Source organism: Gemmatimonadaceae bacterium (genome assembly GCA_036003045.1).
Lineage (GTDB): Bacteria > Gemmatimonadota > Gemmatimonadetes > Gemmatimonadales > Gemmatimonadaceae > JAQBQB01.
This window is the reverse complement of record DASYSS010000036.1, coordinates 20,466-44,684: the sequence shown is the minus strand read 5'-3', so window position 1 is coordinate 44,684 and position 24,219 is coordinate 20,466. Positions and strand designations below refer to the sequence as shown.

25 protein-coding genes are annotated in these 24,219 nt (G+C 67.4%); 12 read left to right on the top strand and 13 right to left on the bottom strand.

All coding sequences use genetic code 11. From position 1 onward, the window contains the following. Positions 1-33 precede the first annotated feature (33 nt). Genes purL through truA form a run of 10 tightly spaced genes read right to left on the bottom strand, consistent with a single transcriptional unit; the run spans position 34 to position 10,408 of the window. Positions 34-2,319, bottom strand: coding sequence for a phosphoribosylformylglycinamidine synthase subunit PurL (gene purL, locus VGQ44_08665; protein ID HEV8446880.1), 2,286 nt, complete (start codon positions 2,317-2,319; stop codon positions 34-36). A gap of 7 nt (positions 2,320-2,326) precedes the next feature. Continuing rightward, positions 2,327-3,049, bottom strand: a complete 723-nt coding sequence (locus tag VGQ44_08660) for a hypothetical protein (GenBank protein ID HEV8446879.1) — start codon at positions 3,047-3,049, stop codon at positions 2,327-2,329. A gap of 10 nt (positions 3,050-3,059) precedes the next feature. Continuing rightward, positions 3,060-3,752, bottom strand: a complete 693-nt coding sequence (gene purQ, locus VGQ44_08655) for a phosphoribosylformylglycinamidine synthase subunit PurQ (protein HEV8446878.1) — start codon at positions 3,750-3,752, stop codon at positions 3,060-3,062. Then, positions 3,749-4,006, bottom strand: a complete 258-nt coding sequence (gene purS / locus VGQ44_08650; GenBank protein ID HEV8446877.1) for a phosphoribosylformylglycinamidine synthase subunit PurS — start codon at positions 4,004-4,006, stop codon at positions 3,749-3,751. Before purS ends, purQ begins: the two co-directional genes overlap by 4 nt. Next, complete coding sequence (gene pssA / locus VGQ44_08645; GenBank protein ID HEV8446876.1) at positions 4,003-5,166, bottom strand: CDP-diacylglycerol--serine O-phosphatidyltransferase; 1,164 nt, start codon at positions 5,164-5,166, stop codon at positions 4,003-4,005. The genes purS and pssA overlap by 4 nt, the downstream gene beginning before the upstream one ends. After that, positions 5,163-5,816, bottom strand: coding sequence for a phosphatidylserine decarboxylase family protein (locus VGQ44_08640; protein HEV8446875.1), 654 nt, complete (start codon positions 5,814-5,816; stop codon positions 5,163-5,165). The genes pssA and VGQ44_08640 overlap by 4 nt, the downstream gene beginning before the upstream one ends. After that, complete coding sequence (locus tag VGQ44_08635; GenBank protein HEV8446874.1) at positions 5,813-6,754, bottom strand: phosphoribosylaminoimidazolesuccinocarboxamide synthase; 942 nt, start codon at positions 6,752-6,754, stop codon at positions 5,813-5,815. The genes VGQ44_08640 and VGQ44_08635 overlap by 4 nt, the downstream gene beginning before the upstream one ends. After that, positions 6,751-8,184, bottom strand: coding sequence for an adenylosuccinate lyase (gene purB, locus VGQ44_08630; protein ID HEV8446873.1), 1,434 nt, complete (start codon positions 8,182-8,184; stop codon positions 6,751-6,753). The genes VGQ44_08635 and purB overlap by 4 nt, the downstream gene beginning before the upstream one ends. After that, positions 8,181-9,611, bottom strand: a complete 1,431-nt coding sequence (locus VGQ44_08625; GenBank protein HEV8446872.1) for a trypsin-like peptidase domain-containing protein — start codon at positions 9,609-9,611, stop codon at positions 8,181-8,183. The genes purB and VGQ44_08625 overlap by 4 nt, the downstream gene beginning before the upstream one ends. Further along, entirely contained in the window at positions 9,608-10,408 is an 801-nt protein-coding gene (gene truA / locus VGQ44_08620; GenBank protein ID HEV8446871.1) for a tRNA pseudouridine(38-40) synthase TruA, read from the bottom strand. Before truA ends, VGQ44_08625 begins: the two co-directional genes overlap by 4 nt. 132 nt (positions 10,409-10,540) lie before the next feature. On the opposite strand from truA, the gene VGQ44_08615 reads away from it, so the two are divergent. Together VGQ44_08615 and trpD are read left to right on the top strand one after the other, a co-directional pair. After that, the gene (locus VGQ44_08615) at positions 10,541-11,842 is read left to right on the top strand and encodes a GAF domain-containing protein (GenBank protein ID HEV8446870.1); all 1,302 of its coding nucleotides are present in this window, start codon (positions 10,541-10,543) and stop codon (positions 11,840-11,842) included. Beyond that, positions 11,832-12,878, top strand: coding sequence for an anthranilate phosphoribosyltransferase (gene trpD / locus VGQ44_08610; protein HEV8446869.1), 1,047 nt, complete (start codon positions 11,832-11,834; stop codon positions 12,876-12,878). Before VGQ44_08615 ends, trpD begins: the two co-directional genes overlap by 11 nt. Positions 12,879-12,942: 64 nt before the next feature. On the opposite strand, the gene lexA is transcribed toward trpD, so the two are convergent. Continuing rightward, the gene (gene lexA / locus VGQ44_08605; GenBank protein ID HEV8446868.1) at positions 12,943-13,551 is read right to left on the bottom strand and encodes a transcriptional repressor LexA; all 609 of its coding nucleotides are present in this window, start codon (positions 13,549-13,551) and stop codon (positions 12,943-12,945) included. A 92-nt stretch (positions 13,552-13,643) separates the two neighbouring features. Between lexA and VGQ44_08600 the strand changes: the two genes are divergently transcribed. Genes VGQ44_08600 through VGQ44_08555 form a run of 10 tightly spaced genes read left to right on the top strand, consistent with a single transcriptional unit; the run spans position 13,644 to position 22,061 of the window. Beyond that, positions 13,644-14,480, top strand: a complete 837-nt coding sequence (locus tag VGQ44_08600) for an indole-3-glycerol phosphate synthase TrpC (GenBank protein ID HEV8446867.1) — start codon at positions 13,644-13,646, stop codon at positions 14,478-14,480. Continuing rightward, positions 14,470-15,132 (top strand): phosphoribosylanthranilate isomerase, encoded by a 663-nt coding sequence (locus VGQ44_08595; GenBank protein HEV8446866.1) that lies wholly within the window; start codon positions 14,470-14,472, stop codon positions 15,130-15,132. Before VGQ44_08600 ends, VGQ44_08595 begins: the two co-directional genes overlap by 11 nt. Further along, on the top strand, positions 15,129-16,331 hold the full coding sequence (gene trpB, locus VGQ44_08590; protein HEV8446865.1) for a tryptophan synthase subunit beta: 1,203 nt from the start codon (positions 15,129-15,131) through the stop codon (positions 16,329-16,331). Before VGQ44_08595 ends, trpB begins: the two co-directional genes overlap by 4 nt. After that, a complete protein-coding gene (locus tag VGQ44_08585) occupies positions 16,328-18,067 on the top strand; it encodes a HEAT repeat domain-containing protein (GenBank protein HEV8446864.1) in 1,740 nt (579 codons plus the stop codon). Before trpB ends, VGQ44_08585 begins: the two co-directional genes overlap by 4 nt. Beyond that, the gene (locus VGQ44_08580) at positions 18,064-19,530 is read left to right on the top strand and encodes an HD domain-containing phosphohydrolase (protein ID HEV8446863.1); all 1,467 of its coding nucleotides are present in this window, start codon (positions 18,064-18,066) and stop codon (positions 19,528-19,530) included. Before VGQ44_08585 ends, VGQ44_08580 begins: the two co-directional genes overlap by 4 nt. Beyond that, the gene (gene trpA, locus VGQ44_08575) at positions 19,499-20,299 is read left to right on the top strand and encodes a tryptophan synthase subunit alpha (GenBank protein HEV8446862.1); all 801 of its coding nucleotides are present in this window, start codon (positions 19,499-19,501) and stop codon (positions 20,297-20,299) included. Before VGQ44_08580 ends, trpA begins: the two co-directional genes overlap by 32 nt. Continuing rightward, the gene (locus VGQ44_08570) at positions 20,296-20,679 is read left to right on the top strand and encodes a dihydroneopterin aldolase (protein ID HEV8446861.1); all 384 of its coding nucleotides are present in this window, start codon (positions 20,296-20,298) and stop codon (positions 20,677-20,679) included. Before trpA ends, VGQ44_08570 begins: the two co-directional genes overlap by 4 nt. Further along, positions 20,672-21,082 carry a 2-amino-4-hydroxy-6-hydroxymethyldihydropteridine diphosphokinase gene (gene folK, locus VGQ44_08565; protein HEV8446860.1) on the top strand — a complete coding sequence of 137 codons (411 nt, stop codon included), beginning with the start codon at positions 20,672-20,674 and terminating at the stop codon, positions 21,080-21,082. Before VGQ44_08570 ends, folK begins: the two co-directional genes overlap by 8 nt. Continuing rightward, entirely contained in the window at positions 21,079-21,633 is a 555-nt protein-coding gene (locus VGQ44_08560; protein HEV8446859.1) for an HD domain-containing protein, read from the top strand. The genes folK and VGQ44_08560 overlap by 4 nt, the downstream gene beginning before the upstream one ends. Further along, positions 21,630-22,061: a LytR C-terminal domain-containing protein gene (locus VGQ44_08555; GenBank protein ID HEV8446858.1), complete on the top strand. Its 432-nt coding sequence runs from the start codon at positions 21,630-21,632 to the stop codon at positions 22,059-22,061. The genes VGQ44_08560 and VGQ44_08555 overlap by 4 nt, the downstream gene beginning before the upstream one ends. Here the strand turns inward: VGQ44_08555 and rlmN are convergent. Together rlmN and VGQ44_08545 are read right to left on the bottom strand one after the other, a co-directional pair. Next, positions 21,990-23,105 carry a 23S rRNA (adenine(2503)-C(2))-methyltransferase RlmN gene (rlmN, locus tag VGQ44_08550; protein HEV8446857.1) on the bottom strand — a complete coding sequence of 372 codons (1,116 nt, stop codon included), beginning with the start codon at positions 23,103-23,105 and terminating at the stop codon, positions 21,990-21,992. The two genes, VGQ44_08555 and rlmN, sit on opposite strands and share 72 nt — an antisense overlap. Then, positions 23,102-24,004: a hypothetical protein gene (locus VGQ44_08545; protein HEV8446856.1), complete on the bottom strand. Its 903-nt coding sequence runs from the start codon at positions 24,002-24,004 to the stop codon at positions 23,102-23,104. Before VGQ44_08545 ends, rlmN begins: the two co-directional genes overlap by 4 nt. Positions 24,005-24,219: the final 215 nt, after the last annotated feature.

Sequence of the window (24,219 nt, the reverse complement as noted above, 5' to 3'; positions counted from 1 at the left end):
ACGATCACGACGGTCGGTGTCACCCGCCGCGTGTTACTGCGCGGCAAGAGCCGACTGGGCCATGATCCGGGGAATCGTTTCGTGATAAGCGGCGTCGAGCCGCGCGAGCGGCGCGACGATACGCGTCGCCTTCATTGAAATCTGCACCGGCGAGCCCTTCGAGCCTACTGTCCCGATCACCCGGGCGGGGATTCCCCGGTCCGCGGCAATGGCGAGCACGACATCGGGCGAGGTCGTGCTCACGACCGCGCGGGCCTGTGCCTCGCCGTAGAGGACCGCTCGATCGGGGACGGTGGGCCAGCCGCTCAAATCGACCGTCGCGCCCCGCTGGTCCGCGCGATCCATGATGCAGCACTCGACGATGGCGACAGCCAGACCGCCGTCACTACAGTCGTGGGCCGACCGGATCACGCCGCGCTCGATCGACTCGAGCAGGGCGCCGATCAGTTCACGCTCGTCGTCCACGTTGCACGACGGAGGCGACCCCGCCACGACGCCGTGGATTCGCGACAGATACTCGCTGCCGCCGATGTGGTCCGTGGGTGAACCCAGCAGCACGATCGCGTCGCCCTCCTCGCGGAACGGCGCGCGGGTCACGTGCGCCAGCGATTCGATGAGGCCGACCATGCCGATGACCGGAGTGGGGAAGACGGCGCCGCTCGGATTCTCGTTGTACAGCGAGACGTTCCCACCGGTGACCGGCGTCTCCAAGGCGTCGCAGGCCTCGGCCATGCCGGCGACGGCTTCGCGGAGCTGATAGTAGACCTCGGGCCGCCGCGGATTGCCGAAATTCAGGTTGTTGGTGATGGCCTTCGGCCGCGCGCCAGTGCACGCGACGTTGCGCGCGGCCTCACACACGGCGATGCGCGCGCCGACGCGCGGGTCGAGGTACACGTACCGCCCGTTACAATCCGTCTTGAGGGCAAGCGCGCGGTCGGTGCCGCGCACGCGCACGACGGCGGCGTCGCCGCCGGGACCGACGACGGTGTTCGTGCGAACGGTCGTGTCGTATTGCCGGAACACCCAGGTCTTGGACGCGATGTTCGGCGACGAGAGCATCCGCTCGAGCGTCCAGAGCGGATCGCGCTCTTCCGGCCGCTCGGCGATCGTGGAAACGTCGCGCTCGCGTGCTTCGCGGACCGTCTCGCTTTCCTGCGCGTCCGGCGTGTACGTGGGACAGTCGGTGACGAGACGAGTGCCTGGGAACTCGGCCACGACGTGCTCGCCTTCCATCACGCGGTACACCGGTTCGGCGATCACCTCGCCGATGACGGCTGCCGTGAGATCCCACTTCTCGAGGATCGCCGAGACCTCGGCTTCGCGTCCGCGCTTGGCGACGACGAGCATGCGCTCCTGCGACTCGCTGAGCAGGATCTCGTACGGAGTCATCCCCGTCTCGCGCACGGGCACCTGCGTCGTGTCGATGGTGACGCCGACGTCGCCGCGCGCGGCCATCTCGGCCGACGACGACGTGAGACCCGCGGCGCCCATGTCCTGGATGGCGACGATCGCTCCGCTGCGAATCAGCTCGAGGCTCGCCTCGAGCAGCAGCTTCTCGGTGAAGGGATCGCCGACCTGCACGCGCGGCCGCTTGGCGTCGCTCTGCGCCGAGAGGTCTTCGGAGGCGAACGACGCGCCATGGATGCCGTCGCGTCCCGTGCGCGCGCCGACCGCGATGATCGGATTCCCGACGCCCTGCGCCACGGCGCGAATCAGCTCGTCCTCGTGCATCAAGCCGACGCACATCGCGTTGACGAGCGGATTGCCTTCGTAGGCGGGGTCGAACGAGACCTCACCGGCGACGGTCGGGATGCCGACGCAGTTGCCGTAGTCACCGATTCCCTTGACGACACCGGCGAAGAGGTAGCGCACGCGCGCCGAGTCGAGCGACCCGAATCGGAGCGAGTTGAGCATGGCGATCGGGCGCGCGCCCATGGTGAAGACGTCGCGCAGAATGCCGCCGACCCCGGTCGCGGCGCCCTGATAGGGCTCGACGGCCGACGGATGGTTGTGCGACTCGATCTTGAAGGCGACGGCGAGCCCGTCGCCGATGCTGATGACGCCGGCGTTTTCACCGGGCCCCTGCAACACGAACGACGCGCGCGTCGGGAGCGTCTTGAGCAGTGGACGCGAGTGCTTGTACGAGCAGTGCTCGCTCCACAACGCGCTGACGATGCCCAGCTCAGTGAAGGTCGGCTCGCGCCCCAGCATGTCGACGAGTCGGCGATACTCGTCCGGCGTGAGTCCGTGTTCGGCGACGAGCGCCGGAGTGATGGCGGGATCGCCGGGACGCGGCTCGACCTTCGCACTGACTTGCATCGTCTAATCAACTCTTCGGTTTGGGGTTCGGTTCAGGTTTGACGACCGCGCCCGCTTTCTTCGCCGTGTCCTTCTTGGGCGTCGGCGCGGGCCGGATCACTTCCGGCAGCTTGGGCGGAGCGGCGGGACGCTGCGCCGCCGCCGGCGCCGGAGCGGGTGCCGGCTTCTCGACCGCCGGTTTGCTCGGCGCGGTCTCGCCGTTGTCGACGCTCACGGCTTTTTCGGCTTTCTCTACCTTGACGGGCTTCGCGGGCTTTTCGACCTTGGCGACTTTGTCGGTCTTGTCGCTCGTCGCCGTCTCGAGCTGCGGCGCCGCGACTTTCGCGACCTTGGCGACCTTGGTGTGTTTCTCGAATCTCGCCGGCTTCTCGGGCTGTTGGGCCTTCTCGGCCTCCGCGACGGTGATCGCCTTGTCCTCCGTCGGGTGGAGGTCGGCCAGCGACATCATGCGCGGCGAGCTGCTCGTGCCCGAGAAGTGGCGCGCGTTCGAACGGAAGATCGCGTCGACGACTTTGTCGCTGTCGAGGACGACGAGGTCGCTCATGCCGCAGGAGCGCTCGCAGCCGTTCTTGTAGAGCAGGTAGGTGTGGCCCTCGTAGGTGCGCGTGGACATCGGCTCACCCAGCTTGGCCACGACCTGGGCGCGGGTCATGCCCGGATCGATCGTCGGCGGACCCTGTCCAACGACTTGCGAGGCGGCGACCGTGACGGCAAGGACAAACGCGATCATTGCAGTTTCCTCATGCAGTGACGCGGGCGAGCACCGATTCGAAAACGCCGAGTCCATCGTTGGACCCCAGCAGCGCATCGACGGCACGCTCGGGGTGCGGCATCATGCCGAGCACGTTTCCCGCGTCGTTGACGATTCCGGCAATGGCGCGCGCGGAGCCGTTCGGGCTCCACCACTCGTCGGCGTCGCCCGGACCGCCCACGTAGCGAAATACCACGCGCCCTTCGCCTTCCAGTCTATCGACCGTTTGCTGGTCCGCCGTGTAACGACCATCACCGTGGGCAATGGGTATTCTGAGCACCTGGCCGGCCTCGTACCGGTTGGTAAACAGCGTCTCGGTCGATTCGACACGAACTGATACAGTTTCGGACACGAACTTCAGACTTTCGTTGCGCAGCAACGCGCCGGGGAGGAGGCCCGCCTCGCAGGCGATCTGAAATCCGTTGCAGATGCACATCACCGGCCCGCCGCGGTTCGCGAACGCGACCACCTCGCGCATGATCGGACTGAATCGCGCGATCGCGCCGGGGCGCAGGTAGTCGCCGTACGAGAATCCGCCGGGCAAGATCACCACGTCGCTCTGCTGGAGATCGTGGTCCTTGTGCCAGAGAAAGGTCGCCTCTTCGCCGATCCCGTCGACCACCGCGCGGTAGGTATCGTAGTCGCAGTTGGACCCGGGAAAGGTGACGATGCCGAACTTCATGTGGCCTCCACGGCGGCGATGGAAAAATCCTCCGTGACGGGGTTGGCGAGAAGGCGGTCGCACATCTCGCGCGTCGACCGCTCCGCTTCCTCCGCGTCGCCCGCGTCGAGCTCCACCACGAGATGGCGTCCGACGTGAACGTCGCGCACGCCCGAGAACCCGAGCGTGTGCAACGCGTCGGCGACGGTGCGGCCCTGCGGATCGAGGATGCCCCGGCGCGGCGTGATGTGAACGGCGATGCGATATCGGCTCATTCAGGCTTTCCGGTCTGAGAGTCAGGAGGTGGAGTTTGCTGCCCGGACGGCGGCGGCGAGGACGGCGACCCCGGTGAGTGTGGAGGCCGATTGCCGCGCTGTCCGCGTCGGCGGCGGCGCCGTCGCGAGAATTTCGCGTCGCTTCCCTCGCCACCCGCGCGGGCGCCTGTTCCATCGCGCGATTCCCGGCGGTCGTCGTCGCGGCCGCCTCCGTCGTTTCGCCCGTGCGGACGCGAATCGTGAGGACGCGCGTCGAACGTCTCGCCGGAGATGCCCGACGCCGCCAGCTTCGGCGACGTTCGAGCCGGCGGCGAGCGGCGCGTTTCCGCCTCGGGCTCGGGTTCTTCGTCGCCGTAGGCCTCTTCCGGAGATCCCGCGCGGCTCAGCATGCCGAGGACGGCCGCGCGCACGAATCCATAGACGACGTAGGCGAGGAGCGCGGGGAAGATGAATTCCTCGCGCCGCACGAGCAGCAACACGATCGAGCCGAGCACGACGATCGAGCCGATGAGCTTGCGCGGCGTCCTCCAACCCACGGCCGGCACGTTCGGGTACGGAACCTCGCTGATCATCAGCGCGGCGAGAACCGCCATCAACCCGCGCAGGATCACGTGCCAGGGCAGATCCGAGAGCGTGCTGTCCGTGAACAGTATGACGGACTTGCTGTACAACGGCGTTTGGCTGAACCAGTAGTACGTGGCGAGGGTGAGGCCGGCGGCCGGCGTGGGGAGGCCGTGAAAGTACGTCTTCTTCCGTCCCGCTTGCTCGATGTTGAAGCGCGCGAGCCGCATCACCGCGCACGCGGTGAAGATGAAGACGAACAACCATTCCCACGTGCCGTGGCTCGGCAGCTCGAGGTACATCATGATCGCCGGCGCGAGGCCGAACGAGATCGCGTCGACGAGCGAGTCGAGCTCCTCGCCGAATCGGCTCCCCGTGCCGGTGGCGCGCGCGACTCGCCCGTCGAGAACGTCGGCGATGCCGCCGAGCACGATGAACGCGGGCGCAGCCGAGAACTCGCCGCGGATGGCGAGGATGATCGCGTAGACGCCGCAAAACAGGTTGAAGAGCGTGAACCCGTTCGGCATCAGCACCACGGCGCGCCGAACAACCTTTCGGTGCCGGCGCTCGCCGCCCTGGCCGCGTCGCATGGCGATCATTGGCCGGTCAGCTCACCGAGCACGGTGGTGCCCGCGAAGGTGATGTCGCCGACCTTTACCCGCAGCGCGGCGCCGGCCGGCAGAAAGACGTCGACACGCGAGCCGAATCGAATCAGCCCCATGCGCTCGCCCTGTTGCACGCGCTCGCCGACCCGGGAGTCGGTGACGATGCGGCGCGCGATGAGACCGGCGATCTGTCGCACCAACACGTGATTCGATCCCGATTCGATGCCGATCGACGTCTGTTCGTTCTCGAGGCTCGACTGCTCGGTCGCCGCGTTGGCGAAGCGTCCCGGCGTGTGATCGACGAGACGGACGACGCCGCTCACCGGGTACCGGTTCACGTGAACGTTGAACACGTTCATGAAAATGGAGAGGCGGACCGATCGTTCCTTCATGAAGGTGGGCTCGTTCACTTCCGTGATCATCACGACCTTGCCGTCGGCCGGCGCGATGACGAGACGCTCGCCCCGTTCTCCGGTGCGCACCGGATCACGGAAAAAGTACGCGACCCAAAGCGCGATGAGCGCCAGGACGAACGCGAACAGCCACAGCCCCCACGAGCGTCGCACGAGCGCGATGCCGAAGACGCCGGCGGCGACGAGCGCCGCGATGACGATGAAGCTCAAGCCCTCGCGGGCGAAATTCACGAGGATGCTCCCTGCGCGCCCAGCACGTCGTCGAGCGGCGAGCCCGTGATGCGCCGAAACGCGTCGACGTACCGCGCGCTCGTCGCGTCCACGACGGCTTGTGGCAGCGGTGGAGGCGGTGCGTCGCCGTTCCACCGCCCGGCGCGCCGCTCGCCGTCGAGATAGTCGCGCAGCGGCTGTTTGTCGAAGCTCGGCTGTCCACGGCCCGGCGCGTACGAGTCGGCGGGCCAGAAGCGCGAGCTATCCGGCGTGAGCACTTCGTCGATGAGCGTGATGTTTCCGTCGCGGCCGCGGCCGAACTCGAATTTCGTGTCGGCGATGATGATTCCGCGCGCCGCGGCGATCTCGCGGCCGCGCTCGTAGACCAGGCGGCTCAGTCGTTCCAGCTCCGTGGCAACCGCGTCGCCCACCGTCGCCGCCATTCGCGCTTTGGTGATGTTCTCGTCGTGGCCCGATTCGGCTTTGGTCGCCGGACTGAAGATCGCCGGCTCGAAGCGCTCGCTCTCGCGAAGCCCCGGCGCCAGCGCTTCGCCGGCGAGCGTCCCGTGCTCGCGGTATTCCTTCCAGGCCGAGCCGGAGAGATACCCGCGCACGACGCATTCGACGGGAAACACCTCCGTCCGCCGGCACAACATCGCGCGGCCGGCGAGCGCCGATCGATGGTCGGCGAGCGAGGGCACCATTGCGACGATCTCGTCGACGTCGGCCGAGAGCATGTGGTGGTGCACGAGGCTCTCGAACTGGCGGAGCCACCACGCGGTGATCTGGGTGAGAACGGCGCCCTTGTGCGGAATCGGCTCGGCCATCACGACGTCGAACGCACTGACGCGATCGGTCGCCACGAGCAGCAACCGGTCGTCGTCGACGACGTACACTTCGCGGACTTTGCCGCGGCGAAGATGGCGCAGAGGAATGCCGGTGAGCTCAGCGACGGTCATACGCGCACGTCCTCGGCTTCCGATTGAATGTTTTCCGCGACGAGCAGCGGGTCGACCACTTCGCGCAGGAACTCGTCGACCTGCTCGGGCGCGCGCCCGACGAACCGGTGCGGCTCGAGCGCGGCCTCGAGGTCGCGGATCGAGACGCCGAACTCGGTGTCGGCCGCCAAGCGGTCGAGCAGGTCGTTTCGCTCGGCACCGTCCTTGAGGGCGCGCGCCGCTTCGATGCTGTGCCGCCGGATGCACTCGTGCGCGGCTTGGCGGTCAATACCGGCGTGCACCGCGCGCACGATGAGCTCTTCGGTGGCCATGAACGGAAGCTCGTCGGCGAGACGGCGGCGGATGCGCGCCGGATGAACCTCGAGACCGCGGGTCACGTTCTCCATCAGCACGAGGATCGCGTCAGTGGCGAGGAAGCTCTCGGGGATCACGAGCCGGCGGTTCGCGCTGTCGTCGAGCGTACGCTCGAAGAACTGCGTGCCGTGGGTGAGATTCGCGTTCGGCTCGAGCGAGATGACGAACCGCGCCAACGACGCGATCCGCTCGCAGCGCATCGGATTACGCTTGTACGCCATGGCCGACGATCCGACCTGTTCCTTCTCGAACGGCTCCTCGATCTCGCCCACGGATTGGAGTACGCGCACATCGCCGCTGAACTTCATCGCGCTCGACGCGACGCCGGCGACGGTGCCGAGAATCTGCGCGTCGAGCTTGCGCGTATACGTCTGCCCCGAAACGGGAATCGAGTGCGGGAATCCGATCGCCGCCGTGACGCGCCGGTCGAGCTCCCGCACCTTCTCGTGGCTGCCGCCGAAGATCTCGAGAAAGCTGGCCTGCGTGCCCGTCGTGCCCTTCACGCCGCGGCAGGGCAGGGTGGCGATGCGATGATCGAGGTCGGCCACGTCGAGCACGAGATCCTGCAGCCACGTCGCCGCGCGCTTGCCGACGGTCGTCGGCTGCGCCGCCTGTAGGTGCGTCGAGCCGAGCGTCGGCTCGTGCCGCCACTCGCGCGCGAAGGCCGCCAGCGCGCGGATGACGCGGATCGCCTTCGCACGCAGCAGCTGCAGCCCGCGCCGCATCAGAATCAGATCGGCGTTGTCCGTGACGTAGGCGCTCGTCGCGCCAAAGTGGATGAAGCCGCGCGCGGCCGGCGCGACGTCGCCGAACGCGTGGATGTGCGCCATCACGTCGTGGCGGAAGCGTTTTTCGTACGACGCGACCGCCGCGAAGTCGATGTCGTCGAGATGCGCGCGCATTTCGACGAGCGCCGCTTCCGGAATGGCGACGCCGAGGTCGCGCTCCGCCTCGGCCAACGCCAGCCACAGACGCCGCCACTGGCCGTATCGCTCGGCCGGCGACCAGAGCGACAGCATCGCTTTGGATGCGTATCGCTCGGCGAGCGGCGACGAGTAGCGATCGTGGTCGGTCATCGAAGCGCGAACTCCGTCATTCCGAGTTGACCCTGGCGCACGAGCGTGACACGGAGATAGGTGCGGCTGCCGTAGTAGTCGATCGCCTTCTGAACGTCTTCGGCCGCGCGAATCGGAATGTTGTTGATCTGCACGATCACGTCGCCGGTCTGCAGCCCCGTCTGGTCGGAGACCGTTTGGCTGACGCTGTAGACGAGCGCGCCGCGCGCGTTTCGCAGCCCGTGCTCCGACGCGATCGACGGCGTCACGCTCACGAGACTCAGCTCGCGAAGCACTTGGACTTTCGGCGCCGTCACCTCGGGCAGATCGCTCACTTGGACGTCGACGTCGAACTCGCGGTTGCCGCGTTTCACGTGCAGCCGCGCCGGCTGTCCGACGCGCAGGTCGAGCAAGGCCGCTTGCCAGTCGAAGGGATTGTGAATGACGCGGCTTCCCTCGCGCAGAATGTCGTCGCCCGGCTGGAGACCTGCTTTCGCGGCGGGCGATCCCGGCTCGACGGCCGCGATGAACGCGCCCTGCGCGATGACGTCGCGCGGATTCGACGAATTCGACTGACGCAGGTGCACGCCGATCCACGGGCTGCGGATCGAGCCGTGGTTGATCAGATCGTCCACGACGCGCTCGACGCGGTTGATGGGAATCGCGAATCCGAGCCCGACCGATCCGCCGCTTGGCGAGAAGATGCTGCTGTTCACGCCGATGACCTCGCCGTCGGCGTTGACGAGCGGCCCGCCCGAATTGCCGGGATTGATCGCCGCGTCGGTCTGGATCATGTCGTAGTACGATGCCTGTCCTTCGCCCGGCGCGATGAGGTTGCGCTGCGTCGCGCTGATGACGCCGACGCTCACACTCGGTTCGCTGTTGCCAAGGTAGAAGCCGAACGGATTGCCGATCGCGATGGCCCACTCGCCGATGAGCAGCGCGTTCGAGTTGCCGATCTTGGCGTCGGGAAGGTTCTTCGCGTCGATGCGAAGCACCGCGATGTCGTTCGCTTCGTCCGAGCCGAGGACCTTCGCGGGGAAGACGCTTCCGTCGCGCATCATCACCGAAACCTTGGTCGCGCCGAGGACGACATGCGCGTTGGTCACGATGACGCCGTCGGACTTCACCACGAATCCGGTGCCGAGCCCCGCCGAGGTGCGCGGCTGCTGCTGCCCAAAGAAGAAATCGAACGGGTTTTGGGGAGCCTGCTGGTTGACCTGCTCGGTCTGCACGGTCACGACGGACGGCGAGATTTGGGCGACGGCGTTCGTGATGGCGTTCTGACGCGACGCCGAGACTGTCGCCGCCGACTGCGCCGCGGGAATGGCGTTGACGAGCCGTCCGGCCGCCGACCCTCCCGCCCCCCGCCCGTTCGAGGTGCCCGACGGCTGAGCGCAGCTCGCGACGACGGCAGTCAACAGCATCGGAAATACTGGCGACTTCATACGGCGGTCCTTGCCGGTTGGAGATAAAGGTCCGGCGGATACGTCACGTCATCGAGGAATAGCGCGTGCGCCGCGGACGGCGGCGACGTGTCCTCGTTCGTTTCTGCGTTCAGCAGGCGTGCCACGTCATCGGCCGAGCGGCGGCCCGAACCGACGTCGAGCATCGTCCCGACGAGAAATCTCACCATGTGATGTAGAAATCGGTTGGCTTCGATCTCGAACACCAGCCCTCCCCCGCCGGCGCGATCACGCCAGCGTGCCAGAATCACGCGACAGCGATGATCGTCATGCGCAGGAGCGGTACCGCGAACGGCAAAGCCCCGAAAGCAGTGCTCGCCCGCGATGCGGGCGGCGGCGGCATCCAGAGCGCTCCGATCCAGGGGCTGCCCGAATGCCAGCTCGTACCGGCCACGAAACGGGGAATGAGCTTCGTCATCGGTGCCGACGTAGTAACTGTACCGCCGGCTCACCGCACTGTAGCGCGCATGGAATTCGTTTTTCATCTCGGTCGCCGCGGCAACCCAGACGTCCGGCGGGAGCACGGCATTCAGCGCGCGCCGCAGTTCGTGAACGCCCCCCCTCCACCGGTCCGGCACCCGAACGCCAACCGCTTGTCCTCGCGCATGCACACCAGCGTCGGTCCGGCCGGAGGCCAGGGCGGCGATCGCCGCGCCCGTGAGGCGCTCGAGTGCCGCCTCCAAAACCCCTTGGACGGTGCGCGTTTCCGGCTGGCGCTGCCATCCACTAAATCCGGCCCCGTCATAGTGCAACACGAGTCGCACGGTGCGTTCGGCCATCGACTGAAAGCTAGAGAAACCCGAGAGTGTGTCAAGCAACGCGCTCGTGCGTCATAGTGTGGAGTCGCCTCACGTTACACGGCGTTGACCTGACGAAAACGAAGCTCCACCACCGGCCCATTTCGCTCCTCGATGCCCCCACGCACGCTCTCGTCGCTCGCGCATGCACTGACCGTCTCCGCCGACGCGGACGGCGCGTTGTCCGCACTCGGCGAGGCTCTCGCGGAAGTCGATCGCGTTGCCCGGCTGGCGCTCGTCCACTTCGACGAGCGGCGTGAGATGCTGTGCGAGCGCGTATTGCTGACGCCGAACGGAATGGAAAGCGTCTCGCTCGACACGACTTTCGACCATCTCCCGACGCGCGAGCGCACGGCGATTGGCGCGGGCGGACAGTTCGTGGATTTCGCGGACTCGGGCGACGAGTTCGCGCGTCTGTTCCAGATTCCGGCGTTCGGCAGCGAGACGGGGTGGCTCAACGTCCGCGGCCTTCGCTTCGACGGACACCTGACCGCGCTGCTCGTGCTGTACGAGACGCGGAAGCTGTTCGGAGCGCGCACCGCCGAGCGTTTTCTTCCGGCGATCGCTCTGTTCGAGCTCGCCTACCTCCGATTCCTCGAGCGCGGCGCGCGGGAAGAAGCGGTGCGCACGCTCGAGGACGTCACTCAGCGCGTGCACGGCGAGTACGAAGCGCGGCTCGGTGACTTGGAGACACGAATGACCGCCGCCAACAGCGAGCCGGCCGAAGACTCGGCGAGAGTCTTCGCGCTCGAGCGAGAATTGGCCCGTGCGACTGAAGACGCGCGCCGCGCGCTCAAGCGAGCGGAGATCGTCGACGCGACGGTTGCGTCGGCCGTGGAGCAGCTCGAGAAAGCCCACGTCGAGCTGCACCGGCGAAGTGAAGCAGTGCGTCAAAAGACACGCACTATCTATTTGATCGACAAGGTCTTGACACTCGACGCCTCGACGGACGATCCGCGTCAGCTCGCCGACGGGCTGCTCTCGCTGGTCGGCGACGAGATGCACGCGAACCGCTGTTCGCTGATGCTCCGCACGCCTGAGGGCAACTGCCTCTACATCGCCGCCGCCAAGGGCGTCGCTCCCGGAGTCATGGAGGGGCTGCGCGTCGCGATGGGGCAGGGCGTGGCCGGCCGCGTCGCTCAGGCGAGAGAACCCGTGCTCGTCCGAGACGCCACCGAGGCGCACACCCACCCGCTGCTACAGGATGGACATTTCACGACGGGGTCTTTCATTAGCTTCCCGTTGGTCTATCACGACGAGCTGGTCGGCGTCGTGAACGTGGCGAACCGCGCCATGCAGGGGATCTTTACGGAAGAGGATGTAGACCGCGTGCGCCTGCTCGGTCTCGTAATTTCCATCGTCGCCTCACACGCTCGACTGCCGGAACGCCTCGTCGAGGCGCTCAGTGTCCGGTAGCTCGTCGCCCAACGCGCTTCTTTCCACCGTTCGTCGTCTCACCGCGGGTGAACCAGCCGACCCGCAGGAGCTGACGGCCGCATTCGACGTCGTCCTTGCCGGCGACGCGACATCGGCGCAGATCGCGGCGCTCTTGATTGGTCTTCGCGTCCGCGGCGAAACGCCAGCGGAGCTCGCTGCCGTGGTGAGATCCTTCCGACGCGTCATGGTGCATTTGCCCGCCGAGCGTCCCGACGAGCTGGTAGACACGTGCGGGACCGGCGGCGGATCGATCAGCACCTTCAACATCTCGACGGCGGCCGCACTGGTCGCTGCCGGAAGCGGCATTCGCGTCGCGAAGCATGGCAACCGGTCGTTCACGACGCAGTGCGGCAGCGCCGACATTCTCGAAGCCCTCGGCGTTTCCATCGACGCCCCCGTGACGACGATGGCCAGCGCGCTGGCCGACGCCGGCGTGGTGTTCATGTTCGCTCCGCTCATGCACCCGGCGATGCGCCACGTCGGCCCGGTGCGACGAGAGTTGGGCGTTCACACCGTCATGAACCTGATCGGGCCGCTGGCGAACCCCGCGGGAGCGGGACGGCAAGTGGTCGGTGTGTCGGACGCCCGCCGCCTACCGCTCATCGCCGGCGCGCTCGCCGAACTCGGCGCGATTCACGCGCTTGTCGTGCACGGCGAGGGAATGGACGAGATCTCGCCATTCGCCGACAGCGCCGTCATGGAGATCCGAAACGGTTCGGTCACCGAGTGGAAGATTACGCCAACGCGCTACGGCCTCGGCGCCGGCTCGGTCGACCAAATCGCCGGCGGCACACCAGCGCAAAACGCTGCGACGGTCCTCGACGTGTTGCGCGGGGCGGGAAACGCCCCGGCCACCGCGGCCGTCGTCCTCAACGCCGCCGCAGCCTTCTACGTCGCCGGCGTCGCCCCGACGTTCGAGGACGGCGTTTCCGCCGCCACATCAGCCGTGAAATCAGGCGCCGGTCTCGCGGCCCTCCAACGGCTGCGCGCTGCGTTCTCACGCCCCAAGACCTGACGCGCTCCTCGGAAGTCCGCGCCTTTACTTCGTCGCGCCTTTTAGTCAGCTGCGCCGTCAGCCTTTAATAGCGACGAAGCACCCCGACCACGATCCCCTGAATCGTGATGTCATTCTCATGGACGTACATCGGCTGCATGGTCTCGTTGGCCGGCTGGAGGCGAATGCGCCCGTCGCGTTCCCGGTAGAACTTCTTTACCGTGGCCGATGACCCGTTGAGCATCGCGATCACCATCTCGCCGTTGTCGGCCCGCTGCCGCTCGTTGACCACGACGAAGTCGCCGTCGCGAATCTGTTCGTCGATCATCGAGTTGCCGCGAACGCGAAGGACGTAGTGGCTGCCGGACCGCCCGATGAGCGCCTCGGGAACAGTCAGCGTCTCGCCGTGCTCGAGCGCTTCGATCGGCACACCCGCGGCGACGGCGCCGAGCAGGGGGAGCTCGATGGCCCGTGGAGTCGCCTCGGTGGGGAGAATCTCGATCGCGCGACTCTCGTTGTAGCTTCGCTTGATGTAGCCCTTGCGCTCGAGGTTCGTCAGGTGCTCGTGGACCGTCGCGAGCGAGTTGTAATCAAAGTTCTCGGCGATCTCCTCGAAGCTCGGCGCAAAGCCGTTTTGCTCGGTGTAAGCCGTGAGGTAGTTTAGTATTTCGCGCTGGCGCTTCGTGAGCGGCATTGGACAGTGACCTGTTCAGTCGGGTTGAAGGTCTCATGGACCCGATTCACCGAAGAAGACCCGAATCCTACGATATCCGAATAGGTACCGAAGTGCAAGCGTCGACTGCTTGGACGGCCCCCGGGGGTACGCTCGGACGCCTCGTCGAGGAGGCGCGGCGTCGCGCCGACGCCTTGACCGGGCGCCGGAGCGAGCTCGAGCAAGCGGCCGCCGGCGTCGCCGATGCGGCGCCTTTCGGCGCGGCCCTCCGTCGGCGCGACGTGGCCGTCATCGCGGAAGTGAAGCGCCGGTCGCCCTCGAAGGGCTGGATCAACCCGGGAATGTCAGCCGTCGAGCAGGCCGCCGCGTACGCCGCGGGCGGCGCCGCGGCAATCTCGGTGTTGACGGAGCCCGATCATTTCGGCGGATCGGTCGATGACCTCGTCGCCGTTCGCGACCGAGTCGCGCTGCCGGTTCTCAAAAAGGACTTTCACGTCGACCCGATCCAGCTGCTCGAAGCGAAAGCGATCGGCGCGTCGGCGGCGCTGCTCATCGTCCGCGCGCTGTCGCCGGACTCACTCGTCGAGCTCGTTCGCGCCGCGGACGACCTCCAGCTCGAAGTCCTGCTCGAGGTGCGTGACCTCGACGAGCTTCAGCGCGCGATCGACGCGTCGTCGGCGAGCAGCGCCGCGACGACCATCGGGGTCAACAACCGCAATCTCGAGACGCTCGTGATCGACGCAGGCCGCGCCGAGGAAGTCATCGCGAGGATTCCGGCGCGGTTCGTCGCGATCTTCGAGAGTGGCGTCAGCCAGCGCGGGGACGTCGAGCGCGCGGCCAACGGCCATGCCGATGCAATACTCGTCGGCTCGGCGGTCTCGGCGGCGACGGATCCGTCGGCCGCCGTTCGCGGACTCACGAACGTGCCAAGGCAGCCACGTGTCGACTGAATCGGCGCGACCGGCGATCAAGTTCTGCGGGCTCACGCGCGCGGAGGATGCCCTCGCGGCGGCGGAGCTGGGCGCCTCGTACGTCGGGGTGATCTTCGCGGGCGGCCCTCGCCTGTTGACGGAGAATCGCGCGGCCGAGGTGTTGGCCGACGTGCCGCGCGACGTCGGCCGGGTCGGGGTCTTCGGCGATCAGGCGCCGGCGGAGATCGCGCGAATCGCGAGACGGCTGTCGCTGCGCGCGGTTCAGTTGCACGGCACGCTCGATCCGGCGCGTGTCGCCGAGATTCGCGCCGCCGTCGATGCCGAGGTGTGGCCGGTCATTCGCGTCTCGGGCGGCGAGCTGCCCGCCGGCGCGATGTGGATCATCTCCGATTCCAACATCCTGTTTTTCGACTCGTACGTTCCGAATTCGCCGGGAGGCTCGGGCGTCCCGTTCGACTGGAATGCGTTGGCGACGACGGTGCGATGGCTGCGCGAGGGAAAACGCGTAATACTGGCGGGAGGGCTGCGCGCGACCAATTTGCCTCAGGCGATCGCCGCGCTCGCCCCCGACGTCGTCGACGTGTCGTCGGGAGTGGAGTCGGCGCCCGGGATCAAGGATCACAATCAGATGCGTCTGTTCCGCGACGCAGCGGGGCCTGCTGGAAAATGACCGCGACGACGATCACTGAGACGCACGTGAGCGACCGGTTCGGCGTGTTCGGCGGACGATACGTCCCCGAGACGCTGATTCCCGCCATCGATGAGCTCGAGCGCGCGTACGATGAGGCGCGCGTGGACCCGTCGTTCGTCGCCGAGCTGGAAGAGATGCTGACGAACTACGTCGGGCGTCCGTCGGCGTTGACCGAAGCGCCGCGCTTTTCCGAGTACGTCGGGGCGCCGGTGTGGCTCAAGCGCGAGGATCTCAACCACACCGGCGCGCACAAGATCAACAACACGGTCGGCCAGTCGCTGCTCGCACGCCGCATGGGCAAGCGGCGCATCATCGCCGAGACCGGGGCGGGGCAGCATGGCGTCGCCACGGCGACCGTGTGCGCGCGCTTCGGGCTCGAGTGCGTCGTGTACATGGGCGAGGAAGACATGCGGCGCCAGGAGCTGAACGTCTTCCGCATGCGGCTCATGGGCGCCACGGTCGTCGGCGTGTCGAGCGGCACTCGTACGCTCAAGGACGCCACGACCGAGGCGATTCGCGACTGGGTGACGAACGTCAACGACACGTACTACATCATCGGATCGGTGGTCGGCCCGTCGCCGTACCCGCGTATGGTGCGCGATTTTCAGTCCGTGATCGGCCGCGAAGCGAAAGCGCAGATGCTGGAGCGCGCCGGCAGGCTGCCGAAGACGGTCGTCGCATGCGTCGGAGGGGGATCGAACGCGATGGGAGCGTTCCACGCATTCGTCGATGACGCCGCGGTCGAGCTGGTCGGCGTCGAGGCGGCGGGCGATGGCCTCGACACCGGGCGTCACTCCGCCTCTCTCGCTCGCGGCCGTCCGGGTGTCCTTCACGGATCCTTCAGCTATTTGCTCCAGGACGAGCACGGGCAGGTGTATCCCGCGCACTCGATCTCGGCCGGGCTGGACTACCCGGGGGTCGGACCCGAGCACTCGTACTTGAAGGATACCGGGCGCGCGACGTACGTCGCGGTTTCCGACCGCGAGGCTCTCGAAGGATTCGGCTTGCTGAGCCGTCTCGAGGGAATCATCCCCGCGCTCGAGACGGCGCACGCGGTAAGCTGGATCGCGTCGCAGCGCGGGCGATGGAAGCGCGACGAGCCGGTGCTGCTCTGCGTCAGTGGCCGCGGCGACAAAGACGTCGCGCAGGTGAGCGCGATGGGCATCCTGGAAAAGTGACGTCGCCCTCGTCGCCGCCGACCGCCGCGCTCACCACGGCGCCACGCGCGCCCGACACGGGCGAGCCGCCGTTCTCGCCGGCAGCCATCGAAGAGTGGCTGCGACTGATCGGGAAGGCCGGGCGCGCGCACCAGCTCTATCTGCCGAACAACCCGATCTACCGCGGCGCGATCGACGCGCTGCGCGCGGGATTCGGTCCGATCTGGAAAAACACCGACGAGTTCACACTCGCCGTCGGCGAGACGGATCTCCGGTGGTACGACGCGGTGGTGTCCGGCGAGTCGAACAGCGAGAAGAACGCCGACAACCTCGCGTGGCTGCTGTACAAGGACGGCCTTCGAGAGATCACGATCAGCAAAGGCTTCGAGGCATCGGAGGTCGTCAAGTTCCTCGAGGTCACGCAGCGCGCGCGCCACGCGCAGCCCGATGACGACGATCTGGTCGCGATGTTCTGGGAAGCGGACTTCGTGCACCTCAAGTACCGCTACATCGACCTCAGCCAGGACATGAGCGGCGCCGAGCCGGTCGACGGCACCGAGGTGCAACCGGCGTCGCCCGAGGAAATCGCCAACGCGGCGCACCAGCCGCCGCCCGAGACGAGCGTCGCATCGGTGGTCAACATGGCCGACTTCGACTCCACGCTCTACTTCCTGGACGAGCCGGAGATCGAATACCTGCAGGGCGAGATCGCGCGCGAGTATGCGCAGGATCTGCGCACGAACGTGATCGCGGCGCTGTTCGACATCGTCGACGGCCAAACCGATCCGGCGGTGCGCGCCGAGGCGATCGAAGACGTCCACACGCTGATGGCGTTTCTCCTCGTCGCGAGTCATTTCCGCGGCGCGGCGTTCGCGCTTCGCGAAGCGCAGGCAACGCTGGCGCGCGTGCAGGACATGGCCCCCGAGCACCGGCAGCGCCTCGCGGAGTTGCCGATTCGCCTCAGCGCGCCGGAGACGCTGGCCCAATTGCTTCAGGTGCTCGACGACTCGCCGGAGCTTCCGCCCGCCGCCGACCTCGAGGCACTGTTCGCCGAGCTGCAGCCGACGGCGCTCGCCACGGTGTTTCAATGGCTCAATCGGACGCGCAACGAGCGACTCCGTCCGGTGTTGGAGTCGGCCGCCGAACGACTGGCGTCCGCGAACACCGCGCAGTTGGTGAAGCTCATCGACTCGCCCGATTCCGACGTGTCGCTCGAGGCGATCCGTCGCTCGGGCGGACTCAAGGCGCAGGGAGCCGTCCCGCAGCTCGCGAAGGTGCTCGCCGGCGGCGACGTCGAGCGCCGTCAGGTGGCCGTTGGCGCGCTGGCGTCGATCGGTTCGCCCGGCGCGCTGCAGGCGCTCGAGCGCGCACTCGACGATGACGACCGCGAAGTGCGCGTCGGAGCGGCGCGCGCGTACGCGGCGCAGCCGCATCGTCCGGCCGCGGCGCGGCTCGAGGCCGCGGTGAAAGGCAAGGTGCGGAACGCCGACCTCACCGAGCGCATGGCCTTCTTCGAGGCATACGGGGCCGTCGCGGGCGAGGCCGGTATCGCGCTGTGCGACGGTATTCTCAACGGGCGAGGATTCCTCGGCCGTCGCGAGGACGATGAGCTGCGCGCCTGCGCGGCGATGGCCCTGGGCCGCATCGGATCGCCGGCGGCGCTCGAGGCGCTGCGGAAGGCGGCGGCCGAAAAAGACGTCATCGTGCGAAACGCCGTGACGCGCGCGCTGCGCGGCCAGACCGGAGCCACCCGATGACGGCGCCGGCACGCGCACCGGGCGCGTCCCCGCACGCCAGCGATTCGGTCAGCGACGCACAGGTCCGCCGCGCCGGGCGCAGCCTCATCTTCACTCTGTACGGCGCGCTGCGGGCGGTAAAGCTCTATCCCGTCGAAAACGCCGCGGTGCAAAAGGCACTCGCCGACGTGACCGCCCAGGCACGGTCGCTATTCGAGCTGGCCGGAGAGCTCGAGCTGCGCATGTCGGGCGAGTTCATCTTCGTGAACCAGACTCGCCTACGCCTCGACCTCGACAACTTCGCGAGCTTCAGCCACCTCCTCGCGTTGTTCCGCGGCGCCGGCATCGGCAGCATCACGCTCGAGCCAAAGGTCGAAGCCAAGGACTGGCTGATCTTTCTTTCGCTGTTGCAGACGCCGAGCGCGGACGATCCGGGGGCGCGGTTCGACCAGCTCATTCAAAAGCTCGCCGGCGCCGGCGTGACGGCGTTCACGCTCACGCCGCCGACCGATCACAACGACGACGACCTCGAGAAGAACAAAGAACGCGCGAAGCGCACCTACGCGCAGTCGGTCGCCGCGACGCGCGACCTCATGACATCGGTGCGCATGGGCGCCAGCGCGAACATCAAGAAGGTGAAGCGCGTGGTGCAGGGAATCGTCGATCAGATCCTGAACGAGGAGACCTCGCTCATCGGGCTGACGACGCTGCGCGACTACGACGAGTACACGTTCACCCACAGCGTGAACGTCTGCATTTTCTCCGTCGCACTCGGCAAGCGGTTGGGGCTTACCAAGCTCCAGCTGTACGACCTCGGCATGGCCGCGCTCTTTCACGACATCGGCAAGTCGCGCGTGCCGCAGGGATTGCTGACCAAAGCCGACGGCCTCACGGAAGCGGAATGGGTGCAGATGGCCGCCCACCCGTGGCTCGGCGTGTTCGCGCTCTTTCAGGTCCGCGGAATGCAGGAGCTGCCGTACCGCTCGATGGTCGTTGCGTACGAGCACCACATGAAGATCGACCTGAGCGGATATCCGCGGACGACGCACGCGCGGAAGATGGGCGTGTTCAGCAAGATCGTCGCGATCGCGGACAGCTTCGACGCGGCGACGTCGCGGCGCGTGTACCAGACGGTTCCATGGAGCCCGGCCGAAGTGATGCGCGAGATGCGCGACAATCCACGGCGCGGCATGGACGCCGTGATCCTCAAAGCGTTCATCAACCTGACCGGCGTGTACCCGGTCGGCACGCTGGTCGTCCTCGACACGTTCGAGCTGGCGATCGTGCACGCGGTCAATCCGATCGCGGACATGCTCTCGCGCCCGATCGTGCGCATCATCGCGGACGCGCTCGGCAACCTGTCGCATCCGGGCGTGCTCGCCGATCTGGCCGACCGAAACGCCGACGGCGTGTATCTTCGCACGATCATCAAGACCGAAGACCCACAACGGTATGGCATCCGGATTGGCGACTATTTCGTCTGACGTCATAGCCCGTCGGTTCGCCGAGCTTCGCGCGCGGAACCGGCGGGCGCTGGTTCCGTACATCACGGCGGGATATCCCGACGAGGCTCGAACCATCGAGCTGATGCGCGGCCTCGAGGACGCCGGCGCCGATGTCATCGAGCTTGGCCTGCCGTTCTCCGACCCCATGGCCGACGGTCCGGTGATCCAGGCGAGCTCCCAGCGCGCGCTCGAGCTTGGAATGAACTTCGACAGGCTGCTCGACCTCGTCGGGCAGGCGAACGTGCGCATTCCGCTCGTGCTGTTCAGCTATCTCAACCCGATTCTCGCCGCGGGCGACGACGCACTCGTTCGCGCGGCGCAGGCCGGGATGAGCGGGTTGTTGCTGACCGATCTCCCGGTGGGGGCCGACCCGGAACGCGAAGCGCGCATCGGCGAGGGACCGCTCGAGTTCATCCGGCTCGTCGCGCCGACGACGCCGCTCGAGCGCATGCGAGAGATCGGCGAACACGGGCGTGGCTTCGTCTACCTCATCAGCCGGCTCGGCGTGACGGGCGCGCGCGACGATTTGCCCGCCGAGCTTCCGGCGACGGCTCGACGGCTCCGTGAAGCGACGTCGCTCCCCGTGTGCGTGGGCTTCGGCGTGTCGCGTCCGGAGCAGGCGGCGCGCGTCGCGGGAATCGCCGACGGCGTCGTCGTCGGCAGCGCGATCGTCCGCGCGGCCGGAGAAACCGTTTCACAGGCGGTCGCTCTCGCGGCGTCGCTGCGCGCGGCGATCGACGCCGCGTGATTCGCCGCGCTGGCAAGACCGCGCCTTCCGGCGGCGCGTCCGACGTGGAGATCACGCTCCACGCGATGCGTTTCCACGGGCTCGTCGGCATCCTGCCGCACGAGCGCGACATTCCGCAGCCGATCGAGATCGATCTCACCGTGACGGTGGCGCCCGGAGAAGGCGTGATCGACTATCGCGAGCTCTACGCGCTCGCCGCGAACGCCGTGGTCGGCCAGACGAGCTTCCTGGAAGGACTCGCCGCGCGCGTCGCCAAGTCGGCGCTCGACCACTCGCCGCGGATTCGCACGGCGCGCGTGGCGGTGCGCAAACCGCACGTCGCCCTTCCGGGGCCACTCGCGTACGCCGAGGTGGTCGTCGAGCGGCGAGCCGATGCGTGACGTGGCGTACATCGCGCTGGGCTCGAATCTCGGCGACCGCGACGAGCATCTGGCGCACGCGCGAGACGCCCTGGCTCAGCTGCCGTCCAGCCGCGTGGTCGCCGAGTCTTCGATCGAGGAGACCGCTCCACTCGGCCAATTCGATCAACCGATGTACCTGAACCAGATGGTGGCGCTCGAGACGTCGCTGACGCCCCGCGAACTGCTGGACGGATTGCAGGCGATCGAAGAGCGAGAGGGTCGCACGCGGCATCGTCGTTGGGATTCTCGCACGCTCGATCTGGACATCGTGTGCTTCGACGCACAGACAGCGAGCGATCCCGACCTCGAGATTCCGCATCCGGGGTTGGCGAATCGAGCGTTCTGGCAACGTGAGCTCGCCGAGCTCCGGGAGAAGCGATGACACGGCAAGCCAGCGAGTCGCGCCTCGCGATGCCGGGGTGGGCCTGCGTGACGGAGAAGCGAATGGGGCACATCGCCCGCGTGGTCGGATTGTTGATGCGCTGGGCGGACGAGCTCGAGATCGCCGAGAGCGAGCGCCAGACGTGGTACGACGCGGGACTGCTGCACGACGCGTTGCGCGACGCGCCGGAAGCCGATCTGCGGCGGCTCTCCGCCGACGAGACGCGCGAGGAAGAGTTGCTTCATGGACCGGCCGTGGCGAACCTGCTCGAATCGCAGGGCAACACGAACGCGCCGCTGCTCGAAGCGGTGCGTTATCACACCGTCGGCTCGCCGCATTGGGATCGCACGGGACGGGCGCTCTACATGGCTGATTTCCTCGAGCCGGGCCGCGGGTTCTTGAAGAGCTACCGCGCGTTTCTCGCCGTGCAGGTGCCGCACGATTTCGACGGCGTGTTCCGCCAAGTGCTTCGCACGCGGCTGGAGCACGCGCTTCGCGAAGGGTTCACGCTCTTTCCCGAAACGGTGGGGTTGTGGAACGAAGTTCGATGAGCCGCCGCTGGATCGTCGCCGGCGTCGCGGTCTTGATGGCAATCGGCGCGGGCGGGGTCGCGCTCTCGCGGTCCAATACGTCCAGTTCTCCGCCGACAACTCCCACGCGAGCGGGCGTCGTCGCGCCGGAAAGCGTTCGCGTCCGCGTGCAGGTCCTCAACGGCACGCGCGTACGCGGACTCGCGCACCGAGCGACGACCCTGCTCAGGGGCCGCGGCTTCGACGTCGTCGAAACGGGCACGTCGAGCAAGCAAACGGACACGACGCTCGTGATCGACCTGTCGGGACACCCGGAATGGGCGAAGCGCGTCGCTGCGTTGTTCGCGCCGGCGCGCATTCAGACGCGCCCGGACAGCTCACGCTACCTGGATGTCGCCGTCGTGCTCGGGGCGACGTGGCGTCCGCCGGCCGAGGCGCTCCACCCGTAGCTGTCCGCACGCCGCGGCGATGTCCACGCCGCGACTCTTTCGAACCGCGACCTCGACGTCCGCATCGCGCAGCTCTCGCGCGAACGCGCGAATGCCGTCGGGGCTCGTCGGGGTGAAGCCGCGCGCGCCGCCCGGGTGCAACGGGATCAGGTTGACGAACGCGCGGCACTCGCGGGCCAGCGCCGCGAGCTGGATCGCGTGCTCCGGTCCGTCGTTCACGCCGCCGAGCATCACGTACTCGAACGTCACGCGCCGGTCGAAGACTTTGGCCGCGCGAATGACGTCGGCGAGCGGATACTTGGTGTTGATCGGCATCAGCTCGCGACGCAGCGAATCGCTCGGCGCGTGGATCGAGATCGCGAGGCGAAACTGTTCCGGACGTTCACCGAGCGCGACGATCCCCGGCAGCACGCCGACGGTGGAGATGGTGATGTGGCGCGCGCCGATTCCCTGACCGGCTGGATCGTTGAGGAGCGTGAGGGCGCGGTCGACCGCTTGCCAATTCATGAGCGGCTCGCCCATGCCCATGAACACGACGTTGGTGATGTCGATCGGCGGATCGAGCAGTCGCATCTCGCGGACTTGGCCGGCGATCTCGAACGTCGAAAGGTTCCGGCTGAACCCCATCGCCCCCGTCGCACAGAACGCGCACTGCAGCGCGCAGCCGGCCTGCGACGAGATGCACAACGTGACGCGGTCGCCTTCGGGAATGGCGACACTTTCGATCGCTTCGCCGTCGGCGAGACGGAAGAGAAACTTCTCGGTGCCGTCCGACGACTTCTGCCGCGCCGCAATCTCGAGGCGCGGCAGATCGAACGACTCGGCCAGCTTCTCACGCAGCGCCTTGGGGAGCTCGGTCATCTGATCGAACCTCGGCGCGGGATTCACCCAGAGTCGTCGGGCGATCTGGGCCGCGCGGTACTTGGGCTCGCCGTTGCGCTCGAGAAACGCCGACAGCGCCGCCTGCGCCGCGGCCGGCGTGAGGTTCAACAGGTTCACCCGCGATTCGGCGGGCGAAGAAGGATTCGGGGAGCTCGTCGTCATCGGATGGAGCGGGTCACGAGAAACTGGTAGTTCGCGCCGAGGCCCGCCGCGCCGTCTTCGCGCGCCACGGCCACCAAGTACGATGCATAGCGAAGTCCCACGGCTAGCCGCAGCCGGCGGTCTTGGTCGCCGAACGCGCTCGTCCAATCGAACCCGCCGCTGACATTGAGCCACCGGTAGTCGACGCTCGTGAACACATAGTCGTCGCGCCCTCTCGATTGAGTGACCGACGCCGAGTAACCCGCTCGCACGACCGTCGAATCACGGCGAAACACCGGAGCGTCGACAGCCGCCATGAACGTCGCCGCCTCATCCGACTTGGCGCTCAGTAGAAAGGTCGACGCGGCGCCGCGCAGCGGCGTGCCGAGAATTCTGTCGACGATCACGCCACCGTCGAGAGAAAACGCGCCTCCGTTGTCCTGATCGACCGTCGCCCAGCGATACCGCGCGGCCAGCCCCGCCGACCAGATGCCCAAACTCGAGCCGCGGCGAGTCATCGCCAGTCCGGCCGACAAAAGACTGGTGCCGTAGGGAATCTCGCCGCCGATCGACTGCGGGTCGCTCTCGGTGTGAATGATGTCGCTGACCGAGGCCTGAGCGAATGACATCGCCGCCGAGAGTCCGGGTCGAATCCTGTACTCCGCGCCGATCATTCCGAGTTGAGCACCTTGATTCTGCGGCGTCGTGAGGCCGGCGAGCCCGATGTCCGCGCGCGCGCTGGAATCAGCGGCTCGGCTTGCCGGATTCCAGAGACTTGCCGGCATGCGAGTGCTCAACGCCGGGGCGTCGGCGAGCAGGCCGAGGGGGAACTCGAGGAGGTCGCGCGCTGGGACTCGTTGGGCCGCCGCGGGCGCCGAGACGAGCACTGAAGCGAGCGCGGCGAAGGTCAAGCGCGACATATACTTGAGGTTAGTGGGGCGCGCGCGGACGGTCAAGCAAAATCACTACCGTCCGGGGCCCGCGGGCCCTACATTCCGAGGACTGGAATGAACCACACGACGAAGCAGAATCTGCTTCTCGCCCCGCACGATCCGGACGACGGGGCTTGGGCCGCGACATCGCCGACACGCGTCGACGACGCGTCGTGACGATCGCCCCCCCTCAGCCTCCGGCG

Coding starts and splice junctions, on each gene's coding strand:
- purL (HEV8446880.1), bottom strand. CDS start 2,319: ATGCAAGTCAGTGCGAAGGTCGAGCCGCGTCCCGGCGATCCCGCCATC.
- VGQ44_08660 (HEV8446879.1), bottom strand. CDS start 3,049: ATGATCGCGTTTGTCCTTGCCGTCACGGTCGCCGCCTCGCAAGTCGTT.
- purQ (HEV8446878.1), bottom strand. CDS start 3,752: ATGAAGTTCGGCATCGTCACCTTTCCCGGGTCCAACTGCGACTACGAT.
- purS (HEV8446877.1), bottom strand. CDS start 4,006: ATGAGCCGATATCGCATCGCCGTTCACATCACGCCGCGCCGGGGCATC.
- pssA (HEV8446876.1), bottom strand. CDS start 5,166: ATGATCGCCATGCGACGCGGCCAGGGCGGCGAGCGCCGGCACCGAAAG.
- VGQ44_08635 (HEV8446874.1), bottom strand. CDS start 6,754: ATGACCGTCGCTGAGCTCACCGGCATTCCTCTGCGCCATCTTCGCCGC.
- purB (HEV8446873.1), bottom strand. CDS start 8,184: ATGACCGACCACGATCGCTACTCGTCGCCGCTCGCCGAGCGATACGCA.
- VGQ44_08625 (HEV8446872.1), bottom strand. CDS start 9,611: ATGAAGTCGCCAGTATTTCCGATGCTGTTGACTGCCGTCGTCGCGAGC.
- truA (HEV8446871.1), bottom strand. CDS start 10,408: ATGGCCGAACGCACCGTGCGACTCGTGTTGCACTATGACGGGGCCGGA.
- VGQ44_08615 (HEV8446870.1), top strand. CDS start 10,541: ATGCCCCCACGCACGCTCTCGTCGCTCGCGCATGCACTGACCGTCTCC.
- lexA (HEV8446868.1), bottom strand. CDS start 13,551: ATGCCGCTCACGAAGCGCCAGCGCGAAATACTAAACTACCTCACGGCT.
- trpB (HEV8446865.1), top strand. CDS start 15,129: ATGACCGCGACGACGATCACTGAGACGCACGTGAGCGACCGGTTCGGC.
- VGQ44_08580 (HEV8446863.1), top strand. CDS start 18,064: ATGACGGCGCCGGCACGCGCACCGGGCGCGTCCCCGCACGCCAGCGAT.
- trpA (HEV8446862.1), top strand. CDS start 19,499: ATGGCATCCGGATTGGCGACTATTTCGTCTGACGTCATAGCCCGTCGG.
- folK (HEV8446860.1), top strand. CDS start 20,672: ATGCGTGACGTGGCGTACATCGCGCTGGGCTCGAATCTCGGCGACCGC.
- VGQ44_08560 (HEV8446859.1), top strand. CDS start 21,079: ATGACACGGCAAGCCAGCGAGTCGCGCCTCGCGATGCCGGGGTGGGCC.
- VGQ44_08555 (HEV8446858.1), top strand. CDS start 21,630: ATGAGCCGCCGCTGGATCGTCGCCGGCGTCGCGGTCTTGATGGCAATC.
- rlmN (HEV8446857.1), bottom strand. CDS start 23,105: ATGACGACGAGCTCCCCGAATCCTTCTTCGCCCGCCGAATCGCGGGTG.
- VGQ44_08545 (HEV8446856.1), bottom strand. CDS start 24,004: ATGTCGCGCTTGACCTTCGCCGCGCTCGCTTCAGTGCTCGTCTCGGCG.